A 12,465-nucleotide genomic window follows, 5' to 3' on the forward strand; every position below is an offset into this window, starting at 1 on the left:
AGGATTATGAACTCACTGGTTTAACAATCTTTCGCTAAGTGCTTCGAGCGCTTTTTGTTTGTCGGTTTGTTTCACGAGCAGGGAAATGCTGTGTTCGCTAGCCCCGTAAGAGATCATGTGCAGGGGGATATCTTTCAGGGCGGTAAGAGCCCGAGCTGCGAGTCCGCTATTGTTGATCGAGCAATCCCCGACGATGCAGATGATGGAAAGCGATTCTTCCACCTCGATGGTACCGTATTTAGCAAGGTCTTTTTGGATGTCTTCCAGATGGCATGTGCTGTCGATCGTGAGGGATATGGCAACTTCCGACGTGGCAATCATGTCGATCGGGGTTTTCCAGGATTCGAATATTTCGAATACTTTTCGAACAAAACCGTAGGCAAGCAGCATATTGCTGGATTTGACTTTTATGGCCGTGATTCCGTCTTTTGCCGCTACCGCCTTGAAATCTTGGATAGGGCTTTCTTTCGTGATCAAAGTTCCTTCGTCACTTGGGTTCATCGTGTTTTTCATGCGAACGGGAATGTTTGCTTTTTTAGCGGGCTGAATACTTGACGGGTGGAGAATTTTTGCCCCGAAATAGGCGAGTTCTGCCGCTTCGTCAAAAGATAGGGAACGAATGGCTTTCGTGTTTTTCACGTACCGCGGGTCGCTGTTATGTACACCGTCAATGTCGGTCCATATCTGAATTTCGTCTACGTTGAGTGCAGCACCGATTAACGCGGCTGAGTAATCGCTGCCTCCTCTTTTCAGGTTGTCTATTTCCCCGTACGCGTTTCGGCAAATAAATCCCTGGGTAATGATAATGCGCTCTGTGGCTGGATTGGATAATAGGCGTTTTAGATTTTGTTCGATGTAGAAATAATCCGGTTCACAATCTTTGTCGATACGCATGAAATCCAAAGCGGACAGGAGCGTGGAAGGAATGCCTTGTTCTTGCAAATAATAATGCATCAGCGTGGTGGAGATGATCTCTCCTTGGGCGACCACCGCTTTTTCTTGTAACGGGTAGAAGTCCTTGTTGATGAATGAGCGGAGATAGGTGAAGATGGTTTGTACAAATTCTTGTCCCCGGTGCTTGAATGCCTCGGTGCTGTAGAGGTCGCTAATGGTCATCAGGTAATCCAGTTCGAGATTTTGGATTGTCGTCAAGGCTTCCTGTCTGTCATTGTGGTATAGATAGTTGGTGATGTCTACTAACGTGTTGGTCGTTCCGGACATGGCAGAAAGAACGACAATTTTGGGTTGGTTGTCCGAGATTAATTTTGCCACTTCTTGAATTCGTTGTGCGGAACCAACCGAGGTTCCTCCAAATTTTAATACGTTCATACGTTTATTGTTTTTAAATCATTTATTTTTTACATGAAAAAAGCCCGTGTTTTCACACAGGCTTTTTCGACAGTTTTTTGATAACAGTGCGTTAGCCTGCAAAGAGCCTTTGCATGCACATCATCTGTTTATAGTTATTCGTATACTTTGTTCTCATTCTTCTTTTGTGTTTTTCACGATGCAAATATTGCATATTGAAATTGAAAAAACAAGCCTTTGTTAAAATATTAACAGATATGTGGCTACGCCACGTCACAAGTTACAGGTTGGCAAATTTCAAGTTCTTTTTTAACAATCTGAAACCTGTAATTTCCCACAAAAAAGTTAGTTTTTGCGGAAAATGACGGCTGTCCAATTGTCTTTTACTTTGTTGGATTGATAGGTTAGTTGCAATGATTCAGCTTTCTCGCGAATGATGGGAATGTCTTCGGTGTAGAATCCGCTCATGATGAGGTAACCCTTGTCGTTAAGCACGTTCACGTATGCGGGCATGTCATTCAGTAATATATTCCGGTTGATATTGGCTAGAATGATGTCGTAATGTTCCCGTCCGTCTAGTAAAGTTGCATCCCCGATGAGCACGCGTATATTGTTCAGGTTGTTGGTGGCAATGTTTTCCATGGCGTTGTTGTAGGCCCATTCATCGATGTCGATACCGGTAACCGATTGAGCCCCGCTTTGTGCGGCCATGATAGATAGAATGCCGGTGCCGCATCCCATGTCAAGGACTTTCTTGCCGGAGAAATCAGGTTTCATGTCAAGAATCGTTTCCAGCATGAGTGCTGTCGTGGCATGGTGGCCCGTACCAAAACTCATTTTCGGGTCGATGATGATTTCGTGTTCTATGTTTTCAATCGTGGGATGGAATCCGGCTCTTACCAGAATTCGGTCTTGCACGAGGATTGGTGTGAAGTTTTCCTCCCAGATTTTATTCCAATCTTGATTCTCGATTTCTGCTTTTTCCCAGGAGATCGTGTACAGAGACTGGAAGAAGGAAAGGATTTCCAATGATTTTACTTGTTCTTCATCAAATTTGTTGCTTGGAATGTAAGCCTTAAAACCGTCGTCCGTGTATGAAAAACTGTCGTATCCGAGGTCGCCGAGTTCGGCAATAATCGCATCTGCAATGTCCTCCACGTAAGGGAAGATGTGGAATGTGAGTTCTGTATAAAACATGCTATCTGATTTTTTTGCAAATGTAGCAAAAAATCAGATAGCTATGCTCTTCACATGATTTTCTCTAATTTATCGAGAGATTGAGCTATTTCTTGATCGGAAAGCTCGAAGTTTTGGAGGCTTCCCCCAAGGTACTGTTCGTAAGCGTAGAGGTCGATCATGCCGTGTCCGGATAGGTTGAACAGGATCGTTTTGGCTTTTCCTTCGGCTTTGGCGATTTTCGCTTCCCGAATCGCTTGCGCTATGGCGTGGGTGGACTCTGGAGCGGGAATTATTCCTTCGGTTTTGGCAAATAAGATCCCGGCCTCGAAGGTCTCTAATTGCGGGATGGCGACGGCTTCCATCAATTTGTCCTTGAGGAGTTGGCTGACGATGACCCCGGCTCCATGGTAACGTAATCCTCCGGCATGAATGCTTGCGGGTTGGAAGTCGTGTCCCAGCGTGTACATGGGAAGTAAGGGGGTCAACCCGACGGTATCGCCGAAATCGTATTGGAATTGACCGCGGGTTAACTTCGGGCAGGATTGTGGTTCCACTGCAATTACCCGGGTGTGTTTTCCTTCTTTCAGATTCCGGCGAATGAATGGGAAACTGATTCCGGCGAAATTTGAACCTCCCCCGAAGCATCCGATCACGATGTCCGGCTCATCTCCGGCTTTTTCCATTTGGAGAAGTGCTTCCTCTCCGATGATGGTTTGGTGTAATAACACGTGGTTCAGTACACTACCAAGAGAGTAATTTGTTATGGGATCCTGTGCGGCAAGTTCAACGGCTTCGGAGATGGCAATCCCCAGGCTACCGGCTGAATCCGGGTGTTCCCGCAGAATTTTTCTTCCGGCTTCTGTCAGCTTGCTGGGTGACGGGATCACGTCTGCTCCCCACGTGTTCATCATCAACTTGCGATAGGGTTTTTGGTTGTAGCTTACTTTTACCATGAACACTTTCAGGTCCAGACCGAAATGCTGACAGGCAAAACTTAATGCTGTGCCCCATTGTCCCCCACCGGTTTCTGTGGTGATGCGTTTAATGCCTTGCTTATAGTTGTAGTAAGCTTGTGCAATGGCTGTGTTCGGTTTGTGAGAGCCGGCCGGGCTTGTACCTTCATTTTTGAAATATATTTTCGCGGGAGTATCTAGCGCTTTTTCTAAAGCGTAGGCTCGCACGAGAGGGGTCGATCTCCATATTTTATATAAGTCTTGCACTTCGTCGGGGATCTCGATGTAGCGTTCTGTAGCGAACTCTTGTTTTGCCAATTCCTGGGCAAATAGCGGATAAAGGTCTTCCGGTTTCAACGGTTGTTTTGTTCCCGGGTGGAGAGGTGGAAGGGGTTTATTGGGCATATCAGCCACGATGTTGTACCATTGAGTTGGCATTTCTTGCTCGGTGAGCATAAATTTTTTGATTGGTTTCATGATTTTGATTTTAAAAAAGGTGAATAAAAAAAGAGAGCCTACTGTTCGTAAACAATAGGCTCTCTATATTTTAATTATGCAATACAATCACATAACCTCATTGTTTACGATGAAGTTTAAAAAGGTGCCACCACCAAGTTTGGGCTATGTGTTGATTATGCATCATGTTTCTTTATTTTGTAAAGACAAAGCTATATAGAGATTTTCTTTTTTCCAAATTCTATCGTAAAAATAATGTTGCTAAATGAAATTTAATGCTTACATTTGCAGCATCCCACTCGAATTAAAGTTATAAAAGACGTGTATTGCATAAAAGAGATTGCCTCCGGTGTGCAATAGCACGTCTTTTTTTAAATTCAGAGTGGGATCTAATTTATAAAGAGCCGGAGGCATTTCTTACTAAATTGGTTTAACGTTTGGTTTAAAGTTATTGTTATGTTTTTGCATAACAATTTTTGAAAATTCTAAATTGTCTTAAGGTGGGGCCGTGATGGTGACCCACCTTTTTGTAACCTATACCGTCATAATTTCGTATAGTTCCATGTTAAATTTCTAGCTAAACTAAATTTGAATATGATGAAAACTTTTGGAAGAATTGGATGGATTTGCATGGTGGCAGTTGCCGCGATTCTGATGTTTGCTTCTTGCGGGAATAGCCAAAAGAACAAGGTACAGTCGGGGAAACAAGTACAAGAGCCGGTAGGGACTGTTGTGGAGGAGTCGGAAGTTGTCGTGGAGGTTGATAGTATTACGCCTGATTCGATTACTCAGAACACTAAAAGATAAAAGTTAAAAACTAAAAGCTAAAAGTTGGTACTGATTCTTTTATCTTAAAAGACAAAGCTCCCGGGTACCCGGGAGCTTTAGTCTTATAGTATCATTTGCGGCATGAATTCAAAACTGTTGTATTGGGGACGTAATCTCTCCGTGTTGTAAAATTTGGGGACATCCACGATCTTTTTACTACTGGTTACAATCTCGATCGGGGCGTTGTCATAACGTCCGTTTCTTAGGATGACTAACCTGCCGTGTAATCCTTTATTGATTAAATCCAGGGCTAGGTTCCCGTATGCCATGGGTACGATAGAGTCCAGTGCATCCGGGTCCCCGCAACGAACCAAATATCCCAATCTTTGCGTGATGGTGTTGATTACCTGTCCGTGGTTAAATTGTGGAGTGAGTTCTTTCAATTGTTGCGAGATCATGTTCCCGATGCCTCCCAGTTTTTTGTGTCCGAACATGTCTGTTTCTTCGCTTTGAAAAATCATGCTGCCTCCGGAGAACGTGGCTCCTTCGGATACGAGTACTACCGAGTATTTGCTGGGATTCGTGAAACGATCCTCGCAAAGCAGTTCGGTCAGACGTTCGATGTTGAATTCGTATTCCGGAATGACGCAACGGTTGGCAGCCCCGGCCAAGGTGGGGAGCATTGCCGTGAATCCGGCATAACGTCCGAATACTTCCAGAACCAGTATTCGTTCGTGAGATCCGGCAGACGTGCGGAGATCATGTGTGAGGGCAATCGTGCGGGTAATACAGGTGCTGAAACCAATACAGTAATCTGTTCCGGGAACATCGTTGTCCATGGTTTTGGGAATAGCCACGACTTTCACTCTTTCCTTGCTCAAGCGTACCGCGTAGCTCAACGTGTCGTCGCCCCCGATAGGGATCAGGTAATCGATGCCCATGAACTCCAGGTTCTTCAATACTTCCGGGGTCAAGTCGTTGATTTCGTCCGTGTATTTGTCCTGTAGATGCTTGGGTACGTTTGCTTTGGGTACGTGGGATGCCCTGGTTCTAGACGTGTGTAGGAATGTTCCTCCGGTGCGTCCAGCTTTATTCACGATTTCTTCTGTCAATTCAAAGAAATTGCCGGAATTGTCATATTGCGGATCTCGTACGATGTCAATTAAGCCACCCCAGCCTCTTTTAATCCCGATAACTTTATATCCTTCGCGTAAGGCTCGAATCGTTACCGCCCTGATAGCTGGATTCAAGCCGGGAACATCTCCTCCGCCAGTGAGAATCCCTATAATTCCTCTGTTTTTTTGTTGTCCCATAATGTATTGCTTTATGTTAGTAAAATCGAACTAATGTACACAAAATTGTTCAATTAATACGTTAAAATCATCATTAAGTAAGTATATTTGTCTGTTTTTTATGGATAAAAGAATGTTAATATAATGATATGGAGAGTTTGAGATTTCTTTGGGGAGAACTGGGTGCTTTTAAGTACGGGGTAATACTTCTGTTTGTGTTGATACTCACTTACACTTATCACATTATCCGTCGGTGTGTGATTGTGTCTCGTAAAAACAAACCAAGAGATAAACAGGTACATGAAGGAGTGTCGGTTATCATCACGTCACACAATAATGCGGAGTGTTTGCGACGGAATTTGTCAAGTTTTTTGATGCAACAATACGATAATTTTGAGGTGATCGTGGTGGATGAATGTTCTGAAGATGACACGCAGGATGTATTGGCCGAGATTCAGAAGGATTATCCACAATTGCGATGCACGCGAATATTTCCGGACACGAAATTCAGATTTACTAAAAAATTGGCTATAAATATTGGTGTTTTAGCTGCCAAGCACGATATCTTGTTGTTTTCAGAGATTAACTGCCATCCCTCTTCCATGTATTGGATAAAGACCATGGAGTCATATTTTGATGAAAATACAGCAGCTGTCATCGGTTTTGCGAATTATGATTTCTCCGAGAAAAACGTGAGGAATTTGCGTGTGTTTCGTTTCTTGCGCTTTATAAAAATGATGGTCATGGCAAAAAATAAAAAATATATTTTTGGGGATGGATGTAACATGGCCTACCGAAAATCGTATTACATAGAAAATCGTGGATTTGCGAAGAATTCACAATCGTATTTAGGATACGATAATGATATGGTTAGAGAATTATCAAGGTTTGGGACAATAAAGATGACAAAAGATCCGGATTCGTACGTGATAATTGATAAGAGTGACAAAAAAGGAGAAATAAATGAAGTTTCATATTATTATGCTAGTAAGATGAGATTGACAATGACAGAAAGGATGATGATAGATGGTGATATGATCGTGCGTTTATTCTTTTATTTGACAGCTATTTGTTTGATTGTCTTAGGTCTTTATCCGATATACGTATCTCTTGTCATGTTGACAATGTTTTTAATGGATGTAATTTTGTTAAATATTTGTGCTATTTGTCTGAAACAAAAAAAATTATTCCTAACTTCGTTTATTATTAGTATGATCGGTTTTGTTTATCGAGTGTATGAAAATGGATATTCATTTTTTAACAAGAAGAAATGGAGTTAACAAACAACTTGTCAGAGAAAGCTCTTTATGATTACAAGATTGTAAAGAGGGCTGTAACGGGAGATGAGCAAGCTTATGCCGAGTTATTTAAAAGGTATAAGGATTCAGTATATTTTATGATACTGAAGATGGTGAATAACAGAACTGATGCAGAAGACTTAATGTTCGAGGCTTTCGAGAAAGCTTTCTCAAGTTTGAATTACTACTCGCCTCAGTTTGCGTTTAGTACGTGGTTATTCAAAATTGCCTCTAATAACACGATTGATTTTATCCGGAAGAAGAAAGCCAAGGTGGTTTCTTTGGATAAGGATGATATAAATCCGGATGATCGTGGGTATATAAATAGTGTCCCGGCCGACGTGTTGAATCCGGAAGAGGAAACGATCCGTAAACAGCGAGCTGAATTTATGCGGGAAAAAGTTGCTATGTTGAAAGGTCGTTACCGTAAATTGATAGAATTACGTTATTTTGAGGAATATTCTTACGAAGAAATTGCTCAGGAACTGAGTATTCCCTTAGGAACCGTGAAAGCTCAATTGTTTCGTGCAAGGGAGTTGTTGTTGAATATATTGCAGAATAGTGAAATAGCCCGGGAAAATGAAAGAGCTTAGTCTTCTTTTTTTTCTTCTATTTTTTTGCTTGGGAGTACAAGGGCAAAATCAGGGTAAGAACGATGTGTTTGTCACGGGGATCGTTTGCGATCGAGATAGCATACGCCCATTGCCGGAAGCAATCTTTCGATTGGGAAAAGAGGTGCGAGGAGTTGATAAACAAGGTAGATTTTCATTGAGCGTGCAAGTGGGGGATACATTGCGTTTTTCACATATAGGTTATGCTCCTACTCAGGTTGTAATTTCAGACAGTTTAAGAGAAAATGATTTCTTACTGGGGGTTTTTATGGTACGAGATACTGTTTTGCTGTCGGAAGTTTTAATCTTGCCGCGTTTTTTTACGGGGAATTATAAATCAAATGCTTTTTTGCTGAATGCTCAGAATAACCTAAATCAAGCTATACATGCCGCCTCGAAACCGGTGGAAGCGATGGATCAGGAAATGAACAGGCGTATGATGATCGAGGATTTTGCCCGTAAGGTAGAAATGAAAGGCATGGTTGACGTGAAATTAGGTGTTGGAACTCGGTCTGTCACTGTATTGCAAGGGTTGGTGCGAGCTCGTCGACAAGCAGAAAAAGGAAAAGTCATTAATATTGAGGAAATAGACCTGTTAAAGAAAATTTTTTATATAGAAAAAAGAGAAAAATCGGATAACTAAAAGAAGAAAGATTATCTTTGTATTCGAAACGGGCCTTGTGTGGGCCGAAATTTCAAAAAATCGATTTATTAATAACAAAGTTACATTTTATGAAGAATTTGTCGATAGGATTAAATGTGTTATTGTTGATTGCTGTGATAGTTTTGTATATTTTGCATTTCAGTGGAAATGGTAAAAGTACGAGCAATCAAGGCGGAACTGCAACTGTGAATGCGGATGCAAAAATAGTCTACATTAACATGGATACGTTGCTTAACAATTATACTCAATCTAGAGAATTGAATGAAGCATTTTTGAAAAAATTGGAAGCAAATCGGACAGAGTTGAACATAAAAGTGAAGAACTTCGATCGTGAGGCTGCAGAGTTCCGGAATAAAGTGGAAAACAACGGTTTTATGACTCGCGAAAGAGCCGAACAAGCCCAAATGGATTTGATGATCAAACAACAAAATTTGCAGAAATTGCAACAGGAAATGACCGAGAATGCTCAACGCGAGCAGATGGAAATAAATCGGAAATTGTATGATGCAATCACGAATTTCTTGACGGAGTATAATAAAGCGAAAGGGTTCCAATTAATACTGAGCACGACGTTAGGTGGTAACGTGCTTTTCGCACAAGAGGGATTTGATATTACCAATGAGGTGGTAAGTCAACTAAATGAACAATACGCGAAAAAATAAATAATAATGAAGTGTGATAAAATAACTTTTATCACACTTTTTATTTGTAAGATCTATAGGGTTGAACCTCCGGTTCTGAAAGTTCATAAAGTCTATTATTATACATGAATTTTAAATACACAATTGATATTACGGCTGATCCGGAGGAAGTCTTTACGGCATTGACGAATCCTTTTCAAATCGAACTCTGGAGTGGATACCCCGCGGAAATGAAAGCGGAGGAGGGTTTCGTGTTTTCTTTATGGGAGGGAGATATTTGTGGCGTGAACCTGGAGGTAAAGCCCAATCGTTTGCTTGTACAGGAATGGTTCTTCGGGGAGACGGATCAACGTTCTATTGTGACCATTAAATTGAAAAAAGACGGTCCCCGAACTCGTGTAGAATTAGAACATACAAATATTCCGGATGAGGTCTTCGAGGAGATCGTTGAAGGTTGGAAAGAGTATTACCTGGGCTCTATTAAAGGGCTATTGGAAATGTACTAATTCAGAATTAGTAAAAATACGGATTATTTTTTTGATTTCCGGTACTAACTTTGCCACAGAAATTATTCACTAAATTAATAAATTTCCAGATGAGCAAGTTAAAGATTTCCGAAGATTGGACCTCTACGATCGTGGGGTGGTTTATAATTCTTTTAGTAGTATTTCAGTTGAAACCTCATTGGCCTTCTTTCAGTTGGCCGAATGCTGATGTTTTGATGAATAAGGTTTTTACGTTGGATAACGTGGGACATGCCTTGATTGTTTTCTGTTTTATGTTCTTGATGGCCTTGATTGCCGGGTTATTAACGGGCAAGAAATTGAAAATGATTGCTGCAAGTTTTCCGGTCGTGTTTTTCCTCACACTTTTGGCTATGGTTGTCGGTGGGAATAAATTCCTGAAGGATTGGGGATTTGAAACCGTGATATTTAGTTTGTTGATAGGACTTTTCATTAGTAATATATTTTCTATTCCCAAGTGGTTGAAGGAGTCTCTTTCTTCTGAACTTTTCGTGAAGATCGGTTTGGTGTTACTTGGAACAACCGTACTTTTTGATGATTTGTTGAAAGCCGGGGCATTAGGATTGATACAATCTTGTGTTGTTGTCTTTACCGTGTGGAATTTCTGCTTTTGGTTATGTCGTAAAATGAAAATTGACAAAGAAATGTCATTGATGCTTTCCAGTGCAGTGTCCATTTGTGGTGTGTCAGCTGCAGTAGCGACTGCCGGAGCTATCAAGGGCGACAAGACAAAATTGTCATACGTGGTATCCTTAGTATTGGTCGTGGCTGTGCCGATGATTTTGATCATGCCCGGTTTGGCTAAGTTGATGGGATTACCTGAGGATATGGCAGGGGCTTGGATCGGTGGAACGATTGATACGACTGGTGCCGTGGCCGCAACCGGAGCGATATATGGAGAAGTGGCCTTGCAGACAAGTACAATCGTGAAGTTCTCTCAGAACGTGTTGTTGGGAGTTGCGGCTTTCTTGATCAGTATTTATTGGTCTTATTCAAAGAAAGAGGTAGCAGAAGAGAAACCGACACTGAAAGTAATTTGGTTACGCTTCCCGAAATTCGTGTTGGGATTTGTTGCGGCTTCTCTTATTTTTTCATTTTTCGTAGCTCCTGAGGTTGTGTCGGATGCTAAACCGATCTTGAAGAATATTCAGGGTATGTGGTTTGCCTTGGCATTTATGTCTATTGGCTTGGAGACGGATTTCAAGAGTTTGATAACCTCAGAAAATCGTCGCTCTACGTATGCTTTTTTAGGTGCACAAGCGTTTAACGTGGTATTTACTTTACTTGTTGCTTGGATACTTTTCGGGCTAATAGCGTAAACTTTGTAACTAAATATGATCGGATTACAGATATTGTTTGTAATTTTGTCCGTGATATTGAAGTTAAACAATAAAACCAAATAGAATATGAAATTTTTTATTGATACGGCAAATCTTGACCAGATTCGCGAGGCAAATGATCTTGGAGTGTTGGACGGTGTAACCACCAACCCGTCTTTAATGGCAAAAGAGGGTATTAAAGGTGACGAGAATTGTAAAAAACATTACGTTGAGATTTGCAATATCGTGGATGGAGATGTAAGTGCAGAGGTAATCGCAACGGATTACGAAGGCATGATCAAAGAAGGAGAGGAATTAGCCGCATTACACCCGAATATCGTGGTAAAAGTGCCTTGTATTGCCGATGGTATTAAGGCAATCAAATATTTTACCAACAAGGGGATTCGTACGAATTGTACGTTGGTCTTCTCTCCGGGACAAGCTTTGTTGGCTGCTAAGGCCGGTGCTACTTACGTGTCTCCTTTCGTGGGACGTTTGGATGACATCAGTAGTGATGGAATCGAGTTGGTGGAAAAGATCGTGGATATGTATGCTTACTATGGCTTCAACACGCAAGTATTGGCTGCATCCATTCGCCACACGCAACATATCATTCAATGTATTGAGGCCGGGGCAGACGTTGCAACGTGCCCGTTGAGTGCGATCAAAGGTTTGTTAAAACACCCGCTAACGGATTCAGGCCTGGCTACGTTCCTGGCTGATCACAAGAAAGTGAATTCATAATTTACGATCATGCTTGTACGTTTATTCGAGGACAATCCCAATGATCGGGAGATTCGAAAGATCGTTGAGCTCTTGCGTAATGGTGGTGTTATCATTTACCCGACCGACACGATTTATGCGATCGGGTGTGATATAAATAGCGTGAAAGCCGTTCAACGGGTTGCGGCTATTCGTGGCGTGAAAGCGGAAAAAGCAAATTTCTCGATGATCTGTAAGGATCTGGGAAACATTGCCGCTTATGCAAAGGTAAATAACGAAGAGTTCCGGTTGATGAAACAATATTTACCGGGACCGTATACTTTTGTATTGCCAGCTACCAGTAAGTTGCCCAATGTTTTGATGAATAGACGTAAAACAATAGGTATTCGAATACCCAAGAATTTTATTGTTCAGGCTATTGTCGAAGAACTGGGGGGGCCTTTGCTGACCACTTCGGTGAAAGTTGCAGAAGGAGAAGTCGAGGAATATATCACAGATCCGGAATTGATTCACGAGAAATATCATCGTCTGGTTGATTTGGTGATAGACGGAGGATATGGAAATAATATTCCTTCAACGGTGATTGATTGTACTGGGGATGAGATTATTGTTACTAGACAAGGTTTGGGTGAGTTATAGAATACTTGTAGAAAATTAAAAAAGAGTCCCCAAGTCAATGATTTGGGGATTCTTTTTTAGCGGATCTGATGAGATCAAATTGTCTTGTGG

General features: G+C 41.6%; 13 protein-coding genes. 9 read left to right on the top strand and 4 right to left on the bottom strand.

Annotated features, from left to right (window positions below):
- Positions 1–12: 12 nt before the first annotated feature.
- The 3 genes from D8S85_RS18355 to D8S85_RS18365 form a co-directional block, all read right to left on the bottom strand.
- The gene (locus D8S85_RS18355; protein WP_106481876.1) at positions 13–1,329 is read right to left on the bottom strand and encodes an aspartate kinase; all 1,317 of its coding nucleotides are present in this window, start codon (positions 1,327–1,329) and stop codon (positions 13–15) included.
- Between the two features lie 324 nt (positions 1,330–1,653).
- Positions 1,654–2,505 (bottom strand): 50S ribosomal protein L11 methyltransferase, encoded by an 852-nt coding sequence (gene prmA / locus D8S85_RS18360; protein ID WP_106481878.1) that lies wholly within the window; start codon positions 2,503–2,505, stop codon positions 1,654–1,656.
- Positions 2,506–2,555: 50 nt separating this feature from the next.
- On the bottom strand, positions 2,556–3,917 hold the full coding sequence (locus D8S85_RS18365) for a TrpB-like pyridoxal phosphate-dependent enzyme (protein WP_106481880.1): 1,362 nt from the start codon (positions 3,915–3,917) through the stop codon (positions 2,556–2,558).
- 573 nt (positions 3,918–4,490) lie between these two features.
- Here D8S85_RS18365 and D8S85_RS18370 point away from each other — a divergent pair.
- A complete protein-coding gene (locus tag D8S85_RS18370) occupies positions 4,491–4,703 on the top strand; it encodes a hypothetical protein (protein ID WP_106481882.1) in 213 nt (70 codons plus the stop codon).
- An 83-nt stretch (positions 4,704–4,786) separates the two neighbouring features.
- Here the strand turns inward: D8S85_RS18370 and D8S85_RS18375 are convergent, their stop codons facing one another.
- On the bottom strand, positions 4,787–5,977 hold the full coding sequence (locus tag D8S85_RS18375; protein WP_106481884.1) for a 6-phosphofructokinase: 1,191 nt from the start codon (positions 5,975–5,977) through the stop codon (positions 4,787–4,789).
- 128 nt (positions 5,978–6,105) lie between these two features.
- Between D8S85_RS18375 and D8S85_RS18380 the strand changes: the two genes are divergently transcribed.
- From D8S85_RS18380 to D8S85_RS18415, 8 genes are all read left to right on the top strand, one after another.
- Positions 6,106–7,236, top strand: a complete 1,131-nt coding sequence (locus D8S85_RS18380; RefSeq protein WP_106481885.1) for a glycosyltransferase — start codon at positions 6,106–6,108, stop codon at positions 7,234–7,236.
- Entirely contained in the window at positions 7,227–7,847 is a 621-nt protein-coding gene (locus D8S85_RS18385; protein ID WP_106481886.1) for an RNA polymerase sigma factor, read from the top strand. Before D8S85_RS18380 ends, D8S85_RS18385 begins: the two co-directional genes overlap by 10 nt.
- On the top strand, positions 7,834–8,508 hold the full coding sequence (locus tag D8S85_RS18390; RefSeq protein ID WP_106481888.1) for a hypothetical protein: 675 nt from the start codon (positions 7,834–7,836) through the stop codon (positions 8,506–8,508). The genes D8S85_RS18385 and D8S85_RS18390 overlap by 14 nt, the downstream gene beginning before the upstream one ends.
- Before the next feature lie 89 nt (positions 8,509–8,597).
- Positions 8,598–9,191 (top strand): OmpH family outer membrane protein, encoded by a 594-nt coding sequence (locus D8S85_RS18395; protein WP_106481890.1) that lies wholly within the window; start codon positions 8,598–8,600, stop codon positions 9,189–9,191.
- Positions 9,192–9,295: 104 nt separating this feature from the next.
- On the top strand, positions 9,296–9,676 hold the full coding sequence (locus D8S85_RS18400) for an SRPBCC domain-containing protein (RefSeq protein ID WP_106481892.1): 381 nt from the start codon (positions 9,296–9,298) through the stop codon (positions 9,674–9,676).
- Between the two features lie 89 nt (positions 9,677–9,765).
- Complete coding sequence (locus D8S85_RS18405; protein WP_106481894.1) at positions 9,766–11,013, top strand: YeiH family protein; 1,248 nt, start codon at positions 9,766–9,768, stop codon at positions 11,011–11,013.
- Between the two features lie 87 nt (positions 11,014–11,100).
- On the top strand, positions 11,101–11,757 hold the full coding sequence (gene fsa, locus D8S85_RS18410; protein WP_106481895.1) for a fructose-6-phosphate aldolase: 657 nt from the start codon (positions 11,101–11,103) through the stop codon (positions 11,755–11,757).
- A gap of 9 nt (positions 11,758–11,766) precedes the next feature.
- Positions 11,767–12,375: an L-threonylcarbamoyladenylate synthase gene (locus D8S85_RS18415; protein WP_106481897.1), complete on the top strand. Its 609-nt coding sequence runs from the start codon at positions 11,767–11,769 to the stop codon at positions 12,373–12,375.
- Positions 12,376–12,465: the final 90 nt, after the last annotated feature.

The organism is Butyricimonas faecalis, from assembly GCF_003991565.1.
Classification (GTDB): domain Bacteria; phylum Bacteroidota; class Bacteroidia; order Bacteroidales; family Marinifilaceae; genus Butyricimonas; species Butyricimonas faecalis.